This window comes from Nostoc sp. (genome assembly GCF_036917195.1).
Lineage (GTDB): Bacteria > Cyanobacteriota > Cyanobacteriia > Cyanobacteriales > Nostocaceae > Nostoc.
Genome location: NZ_JBALDG010000070.1, coordinates 14,942 through 30,199, shown reverse-complemented (window position 1 = coordinate 30,199; position 15,258 = coordinate 14,942). Strand labels below are relative to the sequence as shown.

The 15,258-nt window shown below is 43.0% G+C and carries 15 protein-coding genes and 3 pseudogenes; 10 read left to right on the top strand and 8 right to left on the bottom strand.

The genetic code is table 11. The features are described from left to right. The coding region (locus V7K40_RS23120; RefSeq protein WP_334963826.1) for a hypothetical protein at positions 1-252 on the top strand (252 nt) is incomplete at its 5' end. Here V7K40_RS23120 and V7K40_RS23115 read toward each other — a convergent pair. From V7K40_RS23115 to V7K40_RS23105, 3 genes are all read right to left on the bottom strand, one after another. After that, positions 249-2,657, bottom strand: a complete 2,409-nt coding sequence (locus V7K40_RS23115; RefSeq protein ID WP_334963824.1) for a filamentous hemagglutinin N-terminal domain-containing protein — start codon at positions 2,655-2,657, stop codon at positions 249-251. The genes V7K40_RS23120 and V7K40_RS23115 overlap by 4 nt on opposite strands. Positions 2,658-2,862: 205 nt before the next feature. Further along, positions 2,863-3,123, bottom strand: a complete 261-nt coding sequence (locus V7K40_RS23110) for a hypothetical protein (protein ID WP_334963822.1) — start codon at positions 3,121-3,123, stop codon at positions 2,863-2,865. A gap of 135 nt (positions 3,124-3,258) precedes the next feature. Further along, complete coding sequence (locus V7K40_RS23105) at positions 3,259-4,086, bottom strand: carbohydrate ABC transporter permease (protein ID WP_334963820.1); 828 nt, start codon at positions 4,084-4,086, stop codon at positions 3,259-3,261. A gap of 179 nt (positions 4,087-4,265) precedes the next feature. On the opposite strand from V7K40_RS23105, the gene V7K40_RS23100 reads away from it, so the two are divergent. The 5 genes from V7K40_RS23100 (at position 4,266) to folE (ending at position 9,137) form a co-directional block, all read left to right on the top strand. Beyond that, complete coding sequence (locus V7K40_RS23100) at positions 4,266-4,964, top strand: aldehyde oxygenase (deformylating) (RefSeq protein WP_334963818.1); 699 nt, start codon at positions 4,266-4,268, stop codon at positions 4,962-4,964. Between the two features lie 138 nt (positions 4,965-5,102). Continuing rightward, a complete protein-coding gene (locus V7K40_RS23095; RefSeq protein ID WP_334963816.1) occupies positions 5,103-6,122 on the top strand; it encodes a long-chain acyl-[acyl-carrier-protein] reductase in 1,020 nt (339 codons plus the stop codon). Positions 6,123-6,286: 164 nt separating this feature from the next. Then, positions 6,287-7,267 (top strand): acetyl-CoA carboxylase carboxyltransferase subunit alpha, encoded by a 981-nt coding sequence (locus V7K40_RS23090; protein WP_292763652.1) that lies wholly within the window; start codon positions 6,287-6,289, stop codon positions 7,265-7,267. Positions 7,268-7,617: 350 nt separating this feature from the next. Further along, positions 7,618-8,343, top strand: coding sequence for an SDR family oxidoreductase (locus V7K40_RS23085; protein ID WP_334963813.1), 726 nt, complete (start codon positions 7,618-7,620; stop codon positions 8,341-8,343). Between the two features lie 86 nt (positions 8,344-8,429). Beyond that, positions 8,430-9,137, top strand: a complete 708-nt coding sequence (folE, locus tag V7K40_RS23080; protein WP_334963811.1) for a GTP cyclohydrolase I FolE — start codon at positions 8,430-8,432, stop codon at positions 9,135-9,137. Positions 9,138-9,225: 88 nt separating this feature from the next. Here the strand turns inward: folE and V7K40_RS23075 are convergent, their stop codons facing one another. Beyond that, positions 9,226-9,858, bottom strand: coding sequence for a phosphoribosylanthranilate isomerase (locus tag V7K40_RS23075; protein WP_334963809.1), 633 nt, complete (start codon positions 9,856-9,858; stop codon positions 9,226-9,228). Positions 9,859-9,980: 122 nt separating this feature from the next. On the opposite strand from V7K40_RS23075, the gene psaK reads away from it, so the two are divergent. Together psaK and V7K40_RS23065 are read left to right on the top strand one after the other, a co-directional pair. Next, positions 9,981-10,235 carry a photosystem I reaction center subunit PsaK gene (gene psaK, locus V7K40_RS23070; protein ID WP_334963807.1) on the top strand — a complete coding sequence of 85 codons (255 nt, stop codon included), beginning with the start codon at positions 9,981-9,983 and terminating at the stop codon, positions 10,233-10,235. A gap of 344 nt (positions 10,236-10,579) precedes the next feature. Then, positions 10,580-11,776, top strand: coding sequence for a site-2 protease family protein (locus V7K40_RS23065; protein WP_334963806.1), 1,197 nt, complete (start codon positions 10,580-10,582; stop codon positions 11,774-11,776). Positions 11,777-12,308: 532 nt separating this feature from the next. Here the strand turns inward: V7K40_RS23065 and V7K40_RS23060 are convergent. Beyond that, a pseudogene (locus V7K40_RS23060) lies at positions 12,309-12,447 on the bottom strand (CRISPR-associated endoribonuclease Cas6); the annotation flags it as partial. Next, entirely contained in the window at positions 12,437-13,057 is a 621-nt protein-coding gene (locus tag V7K40_RS23055; RefSeq protein ID WP_334963804.1) for a 2OG-Fe(II) oxygenase, read from the bottom strand. The gene V7K40_RS23055 and the pseudogene V7K40_RS23060, both read right to left, overlap by 11 nt. Before the next feature lie 120 nt (positions 13,058-13,177). On the opposite strand from V7K40_RS23055, the gene V7K40_RS23050 reads away from it, so the two are divergent. Beyond that, positions 13,178-13,588 carry a hypothetical protein gene (locus tag V7K40_RS23050; protein WP_334963802.1) on the top strand — a complete coding sequence of 137 codons (411 nt, stop codon included), beginning with the start codon at positions 13,178-13,180 and terminating at the stop codon, positions 13,586-13,588. Here V7K40_RS23050 and V7K40_RS23045 read toward each other — a convergent pair. Continuing rightward, positions 13,589-13,711: pseudogene (locus V7K40_RS23045) on the bottom strand (type I-D CRISPR-associated protein Cas5/Csc1); the annotation flags it as partial. Positions 13,712-14,118: 407 nt separating this feature from the next. On the opposite strand from V7K40_RS23045, the pseudogene V7K40_RS23040 reads away from it, so the two are divergent. After that, a pseudogene (locus V7K40_RS23040) lies at positions 14,119-14,461 on the top strand (WYL domain-containing protein); the annotation flags it as partial. Positions 14,462-14,782: 321 nt separating this feature from the next. Here the strand turns inward: V7K40_RS23040 and V7K40_RS23035 are convergent. Further along, a complete protein-coding gene (locus V7K40_RS23035; protein WP_298920574.1) occupies positions 14,783-14,914 on the bottom strand; it encodes a hypothetical protein in 132 nt (43 codons plus the stop codon). Positions 14,915-15,258: the final 344 nt, after the last annotated feature.

The window sequence follows — 15,258 nt, the reverse complement described above, 5'->3', positions numbered from 1 at the left end:
TACGCCAACGCACCCATAGCTGAGTTTAATAGAAGGGGCGATCGCTTGCATGAAGGTGATAGCGAATCAGCGATGTCTACGACGGGCTACGCCAATGCACCCATAGCTGAGTTTAATAGAAGGTGCGATCGCTTGCATGAAGGTTATAGCGAATCAGCGATGTTTACGACGGGCTACGCCAACGCACTCATAGCTGAGTTTAGTACAAGGGGCGATCGCACTAACAAAAATTACAAGAATCTCAATTTTTAATTAGCAGCGCAAGATGCAGTGTTGAGCCAGGAGTTATGAGGCGTCGCCGTGGGTACTTGATCAACCAGAACCACGTTTCCACTAGCATCTATAACCCACCCTTGGGCTTCCACAATTTGAATAGATTCATTGACAGAATTAACTTTCTGTGATTTTTCTTCTGTATTTTGCTGTGCCTGAACAACCGCTCTTTTCGGAATACCGCCAGCACGATTGTGACTTTCTGGAGAGAGTGTGATCCAATTTGCCAGCACTGCATCATCAGGTATCAATGGCTGCGTGGGATCGGCTATTAGTCCTCCACGCCCAGTCCTAATAAATGAACTCCTGGCTATTTTTGCACCAGAATTACAATCAGCAACAATTTGCTGCGAAGCATCAACCAGATTTACGGGTAGTTCCACTAATCCCCTACTGGGGTCAGCATCTGGTGAGTTGATTTGGACTGTGCCATTTAATGAAGGGTTTTGCTGAGAAAACGCCGTAATGTCATTTGTTGGCAAGTTATTCGGGTTGATTTCCTTTGGATCAAGTCTCTCTACGTCTGCACGGGTACGCGGTACAAAACCAAAGATGTTTTTAGCGGTGATTGTGATTTTACCACCAGAGCCAGAGAAGGCATTGGCAGTGATATCGCTATTTTCAGACGGAGGCGCGACGATGAAGCCATTAGGTGCATTGATGATGATATTACCGCCATTTCCACCAAGCCCTGTTTTACCTGCGTCAGTGGTTATTTTACTTTCGCGGCTCATCAATAATAAGTTCTGCACCTGTAGCGTAATATTCCCGCCTCGACCTGACTCACTATTAGATGTGAGTTTCCCTTTGTTGTCCAGAAGTATGGAGCGAGCGGTTATATTTAAATCGCCTGCTTTCCCTAAATTATTTGGATCTCCAATATAGATTACATTTTTTCTAGCTTGGCTGCTCACAGTTATTGCAGCCCCATCCTTGATAATCAATTGCCCTGTAGTTAAAGTCAAGTTTCCGCCATCTCCAGGCCCTTCAGTTCCAGAAAACAAGCCACTGAGCCTAGAACCATTTGGTGAGGTTCCAATTAGTTCTACCGACTCAGAGGCGTTCACCGTCAAGTTTCCTGCTTTTCCTGTATTTGCTGGTGTAAGTTCGTTAGTGATATATTTATATATACCCTCAGAGCTTGTTGATATTCTTGCCCCTCCTTGGATACGCAACTTTCCAGTATTAATTGTGATGTCGCCAGCGTTTTTATCACTATAAGTTGCACTAAATAATCCACTGGATATTAAATCACTACCATCTGGCAAGACAGGAATGGAGGTGCCGCCGATTAGTTCCACGGAATCTGAGGCATTTATGGTCAATTGCCCTTGCAATTGTGCTCCATCTCTGACCACCAAGTTTTTAGTAGTGACATTTATATTTCCAAAGTTTCCGGTGTTATAACTTACACTAGACAATACCGCATTTAGTCCAAGTTCTACAGACTCTGAGGCGTTCACTATCAAATTCCCAGCTGTTTGTGCTCCAGATGTATTAGCCAGAATTTGTGAATTGCCAGTTACCTGCACAAGCCTGCCTTGTACCTGGATATCGCCGCCACCTTCGCCACTTGCATCTACTATAGATGGAATCCCAATTTGATCGGTTAGTTGAATTGTCTGGAAATTTTGAACGCCTTCATATCCCAATGCCCAACCTTGGTTCGTTGGACTTAAACTGACCAGACTATTACCAGCGACGCTTCCTAACTCAATTCTTGCTTGCTTTCCTGTGATATTTCCGCCCTCTAGCGTTATATCACCGCCTATAAGTGCCAAGGTTTTGCCTTGCTGCACCTGTAGACCAACGCCTTGTCCAAAGTTATTAGTTGCGCCATCTGGTTTTGCTTGGGATTGATTGCGGATGGAAGCCGCAGTTGCTCCAAATTGTAAACCAATGGGAACACTTACTGTCAGTAAGGGTGTAGTTTGGGTATCTATAGCACTAAATTTTGTACCGTCAGCAAAGTTCAGACTACTCGCCGTACTTGCAACAAATGAACCGTTGATATTTAAAGAAGCATTGGGCCCAAAAACAATGCCGTTAGGATTAATCAGAAACAGGTTGACTGTGCCGTTAGTTTTCAGAATGCCATCTATATTAGAAATAGAATTACCTGTCACCCGACTTATAATGTTCTGAATATTTTTTGCATTGTTAAAGTAGGCTGTCCTTCCCGCAGAGACAGAAAACTGTTCAAAGCTGTGGAATAAGTTTGTACCACGAACTGCCCCACCATCAATCTGGTCTATAGATTGATCATCGATTAGCTTTGGTGTAATGATTGAACTTTCAGATCCAAGTGTGCCATCCTTTTGTATTTGGGCTAAGGCAAAACTCTCAAAGAAAGTGAGCACTCCAGCAATTGCTAAAGTACTCACTATGCCTAACTCGCAGTACCAACTGCTTCGGTATCGACACATCACAAACTTGCACCCAAAAACTAAGAGTATATTGAAATACTGCTCTTTGCTAATTAGGTATGGTGATACTTAGGATTATCTCTTTAGCCTAACTAGTAAATGCAAAGTTTAGCATTTTTATACTCACTAGAATAAACTCTTTATAGTACAAAGACTAAATTATTTAGCAGTTACAGCCGTTAGGGTTGCCAGTTGGGCAAGGAATACACCAGGAATTTTGCATTAGCACAATTTCCTGTTCTGTGCTTGCATTAACAGATTTGATTTTATTTGGATCAAGATTACACTGCCACTGAACTACCAGAGCTCTATCATCTAATACTCCGTACTTCTCAAGCACTGCATATAAGCCAGCGTTATTAACGCTTTCAAGCAGTTTATGTTGAATCTCGTCTTGTAACTGCTGTAATGTTTCAGGGTTCATAACTGTTTCCATTTCCTACAAAATGTGTACAATTATGGATTCAGCTTGGCTAGGAAGAATTTCGCATAGTTTCATAAAATTCAATGCTGAGATTGAAATCTCAGGCTGGCTTTGACTCACCGCCAGCCTCCTTTGCTAATTCTTAATCCCTGTGGTGGCAATACCCTGAATAAACTGACGCTGACCGATGAGAAATAATACCATTACTGGGACTATCGCTATTGTCACCGCCGCCATCATCAAGGGCCAATTATTCGTAAATTGCTCTTGAAACTCAGCCAACGCCAGTTGCACCGTTCTTAATTCGGGACGTGTGGTAAACACCAAAGGCTTAAACAAATCATTCCATTCGCTGATGAAGGTGAACAAAAACAGCGTCACTAAGGCCGGACCGGCTAAAGGTAACATCACCCACCACAAAATTTGCAGTCGGTTCGCCCCATCTATAGCTGCGGCTTCCTCTAACTCCACCGGAATTGTTTGGAAATACTGACGTAACAAGAAAATCCCAAAGCCGTTGACAGCAGTGGGTAAAATCAGCGCCCCATAGGTATTTATCAGGTGCCCCCACTTCAAAACCAAAAAGATGGGAATCACCAATAACTGAAAGGGAATCACCAAAGTTGCTAAAACCACCAATAGCAGTGCTTGGCGTCCCCGAAACTTCAGCCGTGCTAGGGCGTAACCAGCCAAAGCAGAAGTGACAATCTGAAACGCCGTCACAGCGATCGCTACCAAGGTAGAATTAGCAAACGCTAACAAAAATTTTCCCTGTTGCCATGCAACGGGGTAATTAGCTAAAGACCAGTTATTTTTGGATAAATTTCCCGGGCTGGCGGCGGTTGGTGCAAAGGAGGTGAGAAAGACTACAAACAGCGGGAGTAGAACGACAAATGCCCCTAGCAGTAAAACTACTAGGCTCAAAAAATCCCCAGATTTCAGATTCGGGTTTGGTTTGGACATTACTTGAGCTGCAAAGCATTTATTTCGCTAGTACTAGAACATTGCCCCCAGCAACAATTAATCTATAAATATAGTCTACTTGTTAAGTTAAATTTAACCACAGTGATTATTACCCTCAGTTCATAGGGGAAATTGAATCCTGGTATCAAATAATTCAGATTTACAGGAGTAAACATACCATGCAGCAGCTTACAGACGAATTTAAAGGATTAGATTTCAAGAGCGAAACATACAAAGATGCTTATAGCCGGATTAATGCGATCGTGATTGAAGGGGAACAAGAAGCCCATGAAAATTACATCACACTAGCCCAACTGCTGCCGGAATCTCATGATGAATTGATTCGCCTCTCTAAGATGGAAAGTCGCCACAAGAAAGGATTTGAAGCTTGTGGGCGCAATTTGCAAGTAACCCCAGATTTGCAATTCGCCAAGGAGTTTTTCTCTGGACTACACCAAAATTTCCAAACAGCAGCGGCATCCGGTAACGTCGTTACTTGTTTGTTAATTCAGTCTTTGATTATTGAATGTTTTGCGATCGCAGCATATGAAATTTACATCCCTGTTGCCGATGATTTTGCCCGTAAAATCACGGAGGGAGTAGTAAAAGAAGAATATAGCCACCTCAACTTTGGAGAAGTTTGGTTGAAAGAACACTTTGCACAATCCAAAGCTGAACTAGAGCAAGCAAATCGCCAGAACCTACCCATCGTCTGGAGAATGCTCAACCAAGTAGAGGGTGATGCCCACACAATGGCAATGGAAAAAGATGCTTTAGTAGAAGATTTTATGATTCAGTATGGTGAAGCATTGAGTAACATCGGTTTCACGACTCGCGATATTATGCGCTTGTCAGCCTACGGACTCATAGCCGCTTAATAAAAAGTTAGAAGCGGAGCCGGTAATGCTCCGCCTCCAGTGAGGAATGATCAGTGAGAAATTATGAATCGTACTCCTAACTCCTAACTACACGAAATTCACACGCGCTCAAAACAGCATAAGCCTAATAATCACTACATGTTTGGTCTAATTGGACATCTGACTAGTTTAGAACACGCTCAAGCGGTAGCTCAAGAATTGGGATACCCAGAGTATGCCGATCAAGGGCTAGACTTTTGGTGCAGCGCCCCGCCGCAAATTGTTGATAGCATTATTGTAACCAGTGTAACTGGGCAACAAATTGAAGGACGGTATGTAGAATCTTGCTTTCTGCCGGAGATGCTAGCTAGTCGCCGCATCAAAGCTGCAACACGCAAAATCCTCAACGCCATGGCCCATGCACAGAAGCACGGTATTAACATCACAGCTTTAGGCGGATTTTCCTCGATTATTTTTGAAAATTTTAAGTTAGAGCAATTTAGCCAAGTCCGTAATATCAAACTAGAGTTTGAACGGTTCACCACAGGAAACACGCACACTGCCTACATTATTTGTAAGCAGGTGGAAGAAGCGTCAAAACAACTGGGAATTGATCTATCAAACGCGACAGTTGCTATATGTGGAGCAACTGGTGATATTGGTAGTGCAGTTACACGCTGGTTAGATGCGAGAACAGATGTCAAAGAACTGCTGCTAATAGCCCGTGATCAAGAACGTCTCAAAGAGTTGCAAGGCGAACTGGGGCGGGGAAAAATCATGGGTTTGACAGAAGCACTACCCCAAGCTGATGTTGTAGTTTGGGTTGCGAGTATGCCCAAAGGCGTGGAAATTGACCCCACGACTTTGAAACAACCCTGTTTGTTGATTGATGGTGGCTATCCTAAAAACTTAGCAACGAAAATTCAATATCCTGGTGTACACGTGTTAAATGGTGGAATTGTAGAGCATTCCCTGGATATTGACTGGAAAATTATGAAAATAGTCAATATGGACGTGCCAGCCCGCCAGTTGTTTGCTTGTTTTGCCGAATCAATGCTGTTGGAATTTGAGAAGTTATACACGAACTTTTCGTGGGGGCGAAATCAGATTACCGTAGACAAAATGGAGCAGATTGGTCGGGTGTCAGTAAAACATGGATTTAGACCACTACTGGTTTAACAGTTAAGAGTTAGGAGCAAAGCCGGAGACGCTCCGCCTCCGGTTAGGAGTTAAGAGTTAATAATCATAAGTCCACACCTTCTCAAACCTCACTCCTACCTCCTTACTTCTCACTACTCAATCCTGATAGAAAAACTCATAACTCGTAATTCATAACCCCTACGATGGCAACTACCGAGCGTAAACCGCTACTGTTAGATTTTGAAAAACCCCTAGCAGAACTGGCAACCCGAATTGATCAAATTCGGCAACTTGCAGAAGAAAATGGCGTCGATGTTTCTGGTCAAATTCGTCAACTAGAAGCACGCGCCATGCAACTGCGTGAGGAAATTTTCACTAGTCTATCCCCGTCCCAGCGATTGCAAGTCGCTCGTCATCCGCGTCGCCCCAGTACTCTCGATTACATTCAGGCTATTAGTGATGAATGGATGGAATTGCATGGCGATCGCTGTGGTGGTGACGATCCGGCTTTAGTTGGTGGTGTCGGTCGTCTGAGTGGGCAACCTGTGGTGATGTTGGGTCATCAAAAAGGTCGCGATACCAAAGACAATATTGCCCGTAACTTTGGAATGCCTTACCCTGGCGGCTACCGCAAGGCGATGCGGTTGATGGAACATGCCAACAAGTTTAGTATGCCAATACTAACCTTTATCGACACACCAGGAGCTTGGTCTGGGGTAGAAGCAGAACATCAAGGTCAAGGAGAGGCGATCGCCTACAACTTGCGGGAAATGTTCTGCTTAGATGTGCCAATTATCTGCACAGTCATTGGTGAAGGCGGTTCTGGCGGCGCACTCGGTATTGGTGTAGGCGATCGCCTGCTGATGTTTGAACACTCCGTTTATACCGTTGCCACTCCTGAAGCCTGTGCTGCCATTTTGTGGAAAGATGCCGCTAAGGCTCCCCAAGCCGCTGTTGCTCTGAAAATTATTTCCCACGACCTGAAAAAGTTGGGAATTATCGACCAAATATTACCTGAACCCACTGGTGGCGCTCATTCTGACCCTTTAAAAGCCGCTACCACTCTCAAGCAAGTGCTGCTGGAAAATTTGGACGAACTCAATCGTTTAACCGCTCCAGAACGCCGCCAACTGCGGTATGAAAAATTCCGCAAAATTGGTGTTTTTACAGAAGTTGCCCACTAACAGCATTACATAATCATTGATTAACCAAGCAGCAATGTTATAATTGCCTATGGCTAGATTGTTAAAAATCTAGCCATAGGCATTTGCGTGTTTGGCAAATATACTCAATTTGATTGAATAACTTTTGTATTATTAAGTAATCTAATTTGAGTGGACGGCGTGATTTTTCAGCTGATGATTTGTTGTCTTCACTGGAAAAACCCACAATATACCGACTATTACACTGCATCATAGCAGTTGCTGAATGAAAATCATCAGATTTTTAGATTCCTTTAATCTATCCAAACCGAGAAGTGTGAATAATGGGGTGGTAATAGGCTTTGGGAACTGCCCAAAAATTGGGAGACACCATGAGTGTTGAGCAAAAACGACGCGCCCTGATTACTGGGGCCAGTAGTGGAATTGGGAAAGCAACGGCTTTAGCCTTTGCAAAAGCGGGAATAGATGTGGCTTTAGTCAGCCGTTCTTTGGATAAGTTGGAGGCGGTAAGACAAGCTGTAGAGCACACTGGGGTGGAAGCGAAAGCTTATGCTGTAGATTTAGCGCGGCTGTTTGAAGTAAAAGAAAAGATCCAAGCGATCGCCCTTGACTTTGGTGATATAGACATTCTGGTAAACAATTCTGGCATAGCATATACAGCTACTTTGAGCGAAACCCCCCTAGAGGACTGGCAGCAGGTAATTAACTTGAATCTTACCAGTGTGTTTCAGTGCATTATGGGGATTTTGCCTTCAATGCGCGATCGCGGTACAGGCACAATTATCAATATTGCCTCAATTGCCGCCAAGCAACCGTTTCCCGGTTGGGGAGCATACAGCGTCAGCAAGGCTGGTTTGATTGCCCTCTCTCAAACCCTGGCACAAGAAGAACGCACCTACGGCGTTCGTGTCACGGTTATTTGTCCTGGGGCAGTCAATACCGAACTTTGGGACACAGAAACAGTCCATGCCAACTTAGACCGTTCCAAGATGTTAACCCCGGAAATTGTGGCTCAGTCAATTCTTTACACAGTTCTGTTGCCACAACAGGCAGTTATTGATGAATTGACCCTAATGCCCAGCGCTGGCGCACTCTAACTGCGAAGTTAGGAGTTAGGAATTAGAATTTTTAACTCATAATTCATAACTCCTAACTAAATTAAAACTATAACCAAGACTCAATCATGACTATTGCTAGTTCCAACGGTTCCAATTACTCTCAATCACCTCTGATTCCCGATTTGGCAGAAGCCATAACTCCTAGACCCGATCGCAATACTAATAACGGGCGACAAGCGGATGTATTCCCGCCCAAAGAGGAACAGATGGAGGAAATGAAGGATGCCGTGCGGACACTAATATTGGGAGTTGGTGAAGACCCCGAACGCGAAGGACTCCTCAAAACACCCAAGCGAGTGGCCGAGGCAATGCGGTTTCTTACCAGTGGCTACAACCAATCCCTTGAAGAACTCGTTAACGATGCCATCTTTGATGAGGGACATAACGAGATGGTACTAATTAGAGATATTAATTTCTTTAGTCTGTGCGAACATCATATGCTGCCATTTATGGGTAGAGCACACGTTGCTTATATCCCCAACCAAAAAGTTGTGGGACTGAGTAAACTGGCCCGCATTGTTGAGATGTATTCTCGCCGCTTGCAAGTACAGGAAAGGCTAACCCGCCAAATTGCCGAAGCAATCCAAACCATTCTAGAACCTCAAGGTGTCGCCGTTGTGATGGAAGCTAGCCATATGTGTATGGTGATGCGGGGCGTCCAGAAACCAGGTTCTTGGACTGTCACTAGCGCAATGGTTGGTGTGTTTCAAGAGGACCAGAAAACCCGCCAAGAATTTTTTAACTTGATTCGCCACCAAGCAGCGTTCTTTTAAGGAATGGGGAGTGGGCATTAGGCACAAGAGGCAGAAGGGCAAAGGGGAAAGACTTACTACAACTTCTCCTCTGCTCCCCCTGCTCCCCTTACTCCCTACTCCCCAATTTCTCAAACAACTTGGCTACTTTATCTAAATCTTTATTTCCAGGTGAACGTTCCACACCACTAGATAAATCAACGCCGCTAGGATTAACCTGACTCAGGGCTTCCACAATATTATCTGCTGTTAGTCCTCCAGCCAAAAACCAAGGGCAACTAGGGCTAAATTGTTCTAGCATCGTCCAATCTAAGGTTTTGCCTGTACCACCCAGTTGTTGCGGATGGTAGGCATCAAGTAGTAAAGTATCCACGTATTTTGTGTAATTATCTGCTGTGTCAAGATGCTCAAGACTACCAATTCTGAGCGCTTTAAGAATTTCGATATTGGATAAAGATTGACGTAACTGGTAGCAAAAGTCTGGTGATTCATCTCCGTGTAACTGGACACCAGTCAACCCAGAATCAACAACAATCTGACTGATTTCGGGGATACTAGCGTTGGCAAAAACACCAATTGTGTCAATATTTGCCGGTAGTTCTGCCACTGCTGCCCGAATTTGGGATACGGTAACGTAGCGAGGTGAGGTTGGCACACAAATAAATCCTAATGCCGTTGCGCCCAGAGAGGCGATCGCTATAGACTGCTGTGGTTGAGTGATGCCGCAAATCTTGACACGCATGAAAATCTGACAAATTTAAAATAATCATTTGAAAAGTCTAAACTATCTAAAAAACTTTTGGGCCTTGGTAATTTTATAATCTTGTAGGTCTAGATAAACTTTTCTATTTAGGAGACAAAAGCTTGATTTCATCTATTTTACTAGCAGCCGCTGCATCTGTTCCTGCAACACCTGCGTGGAATCCTACAGTCGGTATCATCATCAGCATCAGCAGCTTAGTAGTGCTTTTACTAAGTACTAGGATTGAACAACCCCTAGTTGGCCCCAAGTTCCCTATCCTGCCGATCAGTGTTCCAACATTCGTTGCAGCGATGGCTTTTGGTCATGTTATCGGTATTGGCATCGTTTTAGGACTGACTAACATCGGTCGTCTGTAGTTTTGTAATGACAGCGGCGTTACTTGTAACGCCACGATCAATACAAAACTCCTAAAAACGATTTTGGGCAGGGGGAGTAGGGAAGAAATAACTTATGCCCCATGACGCCACTTGCTTCTCCTAAGGGAGACGCTGCGCGAACAAGCCGGGAAACCCGGACAACGCAGTGGCTCCCCCATGCCCCACTCTAGAGTTTTTTACAAGCATTAATTGTCTATTGTAGAAATAAGAGCATTTCGTCATGTCGGCACTACCGAATTGATGCTCAATATAAATGTGTATACAACTATGTGTAGTATCTCGGTATAAAAACTACTGACGATATCTAGTTTTAGGACAATGTAATGCAAACAAATTGGAAAATTGGGTCTTTATTTGGAATTCCCCTGTTTTTAGACCCGTTATGGTTTGTGATTTTAGGGTTGGCAACTCTCAATTTTGGGGTAGCTTATCAGGAATGGGGGAATGTTATAGCTTGGAGTGCTGGAATAGTTATGGCACTGTTGCTATTTGGTTCGGTGTTGCTACATGAGTTGGGTCACAGCTTGGTAGCCCGATCGCAAGGCATTAAAGTTAATTCAATTACCCTATTTCTGTTTGGCGGGATTGCTGCTATTGAAGAAGAATCTAAAACTCCTTTCAAAGCCTTTCAAGTAGCAATCGCTGGCCCTTTGGTGAGTATCATACTATTTTTCCTGCTCCGGCTGGCAGTCACCGTGATACCTGATACTAGTCCACTCAGTGTTATGGTGGGAGATTTGGCGAGAATTAACTTGGTGGTGGCTCTATTTAACCTGATTCCAGGCTTACCTTTAGATGGAGGGCAAGTGTTAAAAGCAGCACTATGGCAAATAACAGGTAATCGTTTTCAAGCCGTACACTGGGCTGCAAAGGCTGGGCAAATATTGGGTTATGGTGCGATCGCTCTAGGATTTGTTGTAGATTTTTTGACCAGAGAGTTAGTAGTTGGTTTGTGGATTGCGCTGTTAGGTTGGTTTGCTGTCCGCAACGCTAACAGCTATGACAATGTGACTACATTGCAAGAAAGCTTGCTCAAGGTGGTGGCGGCTGATGCGATGACCCGTGACTTTCGCGTTGTTGATGCTGACCAGACATTACGTTCCTTTGCCGATTTATACCTTTTGGAAACCGCTCCCTCACAGGTTTATTTTGCTGCTTCTGATGGACGTTACCGGGGTCTAGTTTCCATTGACGATTTTCGTTTAACCCAAAGGAGCGAATGGGAAACCCAAACCTTACACAGCATTGTGCATCCTCTGACAGAAATACCCACTGTTGCTGAAGCAACAACGATAGCTGAGGTAATTAACAAGCTAGAAAATGAGCAGTTACCTCGAATTACCGTGCTTTCTCCGGCTGGTGCCGTAGCTGGTGTAATTGACCGGGGAGATATTGTGCGATCATTGGCACAGAAATTAAATTTGCGAATAACGGATGCTGAAATTAAGCGGGTCAAAGAGGAAGGTAGCTATCCGGCTGGGTTGCAATTGGGAGGAATAGCGAAGTCCATTACAAATTAAGTGTCATACGCTCGTCATAGTTTTGCAATAGACACGTCAAAAGCGTGTGTGATATTTAATTTGGTATTTGGTTACAAAATGCTTTTTTTGGGTAAAAGGTAGGAAGTCCTACCTTTTTTATTTTTTAAGCTGAGTTCGCCGTCAGAAAATGTCCCAAAACATTAGACATAAAGCTTTCGGGTGAAAAACGCACTCGTGTGTTATCAGCAAGGCTCTCAGAGCCAATTAGTGTCTGATATCATGTCCGGTTGATTAGTTGTTATTGCGAACAAAGTGAAGCAATCTCCGAACCGCAAGCGAATTGCTTCGTTCCACTGCGTTGCACTCGCAATGACATATCGTAAGTGATTGAGCGGACTTGATATGATTTCAAGATGCTCCACATTATCAAAGACTTTCAGCTTTATCTCGTCAATGTTTAGAGCTGCGTATTCCTGAGGCACAAAAATTATCTTCTAAAATTACTACTTGGGAGCAACAACGCAATCTTCAACGCACAACTATTTATTGGGGCTTTAAAACTACCGATGCACGTAGAAAGATGGAGCATCGCTCAATGTGGTATCTACAGTAACAAGAGTTAAAAATAGGGCGTGGAGATGTCTACCAGTAATAAATTGTGGTGAAATGGGCGATTTAGGTAGTAAATTCAACACGAAACTATGAGGCATACTTTCTCTTTTTGGTTGTAGACTGAGTGCTTCTTGACTCTACAGTGAACTCTGGAATTTCCTGGAGTTCAGCTTCACTCAAACTATACTGTTCACAAACTAAACTTAAGCGATTTCCTGGGGTTTTCACAGCATTAACAGAATGGGTTAAATCACCTTGAAAGTAAAGTAAAGTATTGATTTGTGGCTTAATTTGCCCAAGTTGGCGTTTGTGCGATCGCAATACCAGTTCTCCCCCTTCCATATCGGGAGGTACTCGCACATAGAGGACACTGACAACCGCAGGTGGTTCAATGGTTTTGGAGTAGGAACGCAAGGAGCGATCAATATGCGGATCGACACGGGAGCCTTCTTTTAGCTGTAAAGGATTAAGGTAAAAAGCATTACAATTTGGCTGGAGAGCCATATCTAAGTAAGGCTTGAAGTAGGGAAACTGCTGTTCTACTTTTGCTAATCCAGAACGCTGAAATACTACAGAAAATCCTTTGGTGGCAACAAAATCACGGTTGAGGTTGTTGATAGCAAAGTAAGGACAAGCTTGAATTTCTCCCCATAAGTTATTGAGGTAATCGCTGGGGAAGGCGTTGGTTTGTTGTTGATAATGTTTCACGATGGATATGGGGAGCGTACAGAACTAGCAGGGGTTAAAGATTGTAGCGTAATTTGTGACTGGGGAAAAGGTTAAAGACTATAGTAAAATCCTTTTAAACTGAAATAAAGAGCTAGAGGGATGAGAATTGATGATTACAATGCAGCAAAGGCACTTACTGAAAAATTAAAAGAGAGCTTACCAATTAAAGCACGAGCTGGAAAGGAGTTTTTGAAGACATTAAAGCAAAAAGGAGAAAATGCTGATCCAGACAGAGAATTTGAAATTGATTTCGTTGGCTATTCAGGAGATGAAGGTGGGATTATGTGCGGACTAAAAGAGCCAAATAATCCCGAAAGTAAAGAAAAATATGTTTCTTCTATTACTCACCTAAAAATTGACTCTACTCATCCCCTAGCTGCTGAGGTGCAGGCTTACCAACGCCACCGAATTCGTAAGTTAATGTTCCAAGATTCCAGAGGTTTTACAGCAGAGTTAATGACGATAGAGCCTCTAAAAAGTAAAAAGCGTAGCAAAGGTTTTGGGAATTAGTTAACTCCGAAAACGATATTCCACCAAAACTGGAATTTTGAAGTTTTGAATGTCATCAAATTGATAGTATTGACCTCGCATTTGGATATTCTGAATTAGGCTAACTGTTGGAGTTTAGACTAGTTTGGCTTAAAAGACCGTCAAACCCTTATCCAGACGGGCTTATGTAATTTCTAGACTTGTTTTGATTCCGAAGTCTAAAATGCTTGCTACACAAGCTTTGTAGCCTGAAAAATAGAATTTAGTCTAAACTCCAGTAACTGGAGGCATATTCACAACATCATAGCTAATCACTTGATTAGAGTTATTTATTTGTCGCACGTAAAGCGGATATTGTTGTAATGCGAAACTAATTGCTTACAATGATTTAGTTCTACAATATCTACAGCACTTTGCAAGTATAATGAAGTACACCCCTCCCCAACCCTCCCGTTGGTAAGGGGAGGGTGCGCGACAGTGCAGGTGGGGTATTTTTGTACCTTACTAACTTGAAATCTGATATAAAACTCTCATTCTAAGTCATCTTTACACACAACTGGAGTTTACGATTAAACCGGATTACTGAAGCTTGTCATGCCAATTTCTGGTGAGTGGCGATCTAATTTGGCTGAGATAGAAGTAGAAATGCATCTATTTGCTGGCTTGGCTTTTGCCTATCAAGCTAAACCGAGAAGACGATATTAATGAATGGTTACCAGATAAAGCACGAGTTCGGCGAGTTGTCAGGCGAGTATCTAGTACATTTTGGTTTATGCGGGAAGTGATGCAGTATGCGCCAGATTGTGTAGTGATATTTGCAGAGAATGTGCGCGATCGCCTTAAGCAAAAATCCTTACCTTATGCCAGTTGTACGATATCGAAACTAAGAGTTAACTCTTGTGGGGTAGGCTTCCAATAGGGTTGGGATCAGCTCTTGAGGCTCTTGAGGAAGGTTTTTTATTTGCAAGTCCTTTAACATACTTGACAGAAGTACAGTTACATAAGATGCACTCATGTAGCCGTTATCTGCGATCACCTATAGTCATCTACAATTTGTCGGTGGCACAAATGAGGTGAACGCAAGGTTTTCAGACATAAATTCTGAAAATTAAAGAAAAAAATAATTACTAATTGCCTAAAAAGTCCGGTTTTTTTGGCTTTATGATGATAAATAAAAATAATAGCGTTGAATGTCATGCTTCCTTCTGCGAAGGATTACTGAAATTCTTTGCTGCTTTCAGGATGACTACTAAACATCGAACAACATCTGCCGCCAATCAGTTTTTTGCTGGGGATGCTTCTGCGCCACAAACCTGGAGATGCAGCTACATCAAAAGGCTCTACCATAAAACTTGCTCTAGATGTATCTAAGTAACTATGCTGATAAAGTGTAAAGATGTCACGCTATCTGGGAGCAAATTTTAAAGCAATTGTAAAGGACTTGGTGCCATTTTGGCAGGTTTTTATCTCAAAAATGGGATATTAGTAGATTGTACAAATCTTTATTGTTATTCACACACTAGTACAGGTTGGCGGAAATAAACCTACCATTTAAAACAGCCAGAAAGCCCAAAATTAATACCTTTTGACTTTTGACTTTTAACTTCCGCGTTGCGGTACTAGTTACTATATACCGATAACTGCTAAGTACAAGCAAATACCAACACAGATAAGTTTAAGTAATTTAATGA

Excerpts from the sequence above, each read along its gene's own strand:
- V7K40_RS23035 (WP_298920574.1), bottom strand. The coding sequence starts at position 14,914 with ATGGTAGAGCCTTTTGATGTAGCTGCATCTCCAGGTTTGTGGCGCAGA.
- V7K40_RS23095 (WP_334963816.1), top strand. The coding sequence starts at position 5,103 with ATGTTTGGTCTAATTGGACATCTGACTAGTTTAGAACACGCTCAAGCG.
- V7K40_RS23090 (WP_292763652.1), top strand. The coding sequence starts at position 6,287 with ATGGCAACTACCGAGCGTAAACCGCTACTGTTAGATTTTGAAAAACCC.
- V7K40_RS23100 (WP_334963818.1), top strand. The coding sequence starts at position 4,266 with ATGCAGCAGCTTACAGACGAATTTAAAGGATTAGATTTCAAGAGCGAA.
- V7K40_RS23105 (WP_334963820.1), bottom strand. The coding sequence starts at position 4,086 with ATGTCCAAACCAAACCCGAATCTGAAATCTGGGGATTTTTTGAGCCTA.
- V7K40_RS23075 (WP_334963809.1), bottom strand. The coding sequence starts at position 9,858 with ATGCGTGTCAAGATTTGCGGCATCACTCAACCACAGCAGTCTATAGCG.
- V7K40_RS23050 (WP_334963802.1), top strand. The coding sequence starts at position 13,178 with ATGAGAATTGATGATTACAATGCAGCAAAGGCACTTACTGAAAAATTA.
- V7K40_RS23065 (WP_334963806.1), top strand. The coding sequence starts at position 10,580 with ATGCAAACAAATTGGAAAATTGGGTCTTTATTTGGAATTCCCCTGTTT.
- folE (WP_334963811.1), top strand. The coding sequence starts at position 8,430 with ATGACTATTGCTAGTTCCAACGGTTCCAATTACTCTCAATCACCTCTG.
- V7K40_RS23110 (WP_334963822.1), bottom strand. The coding sequence starts at position 3,123 with ATGAACCCTGAAACATTACAGCAGTTACAAGACGAGATTCAACATAAA.
- V7K40_RS23085 (WP_334963813.1), top strand. The coding sequence starts at position 7,618 with ATGAGTGTTGAGCAAAAACGACGCGCCCTGATTACTGGGGCCAGTAGT.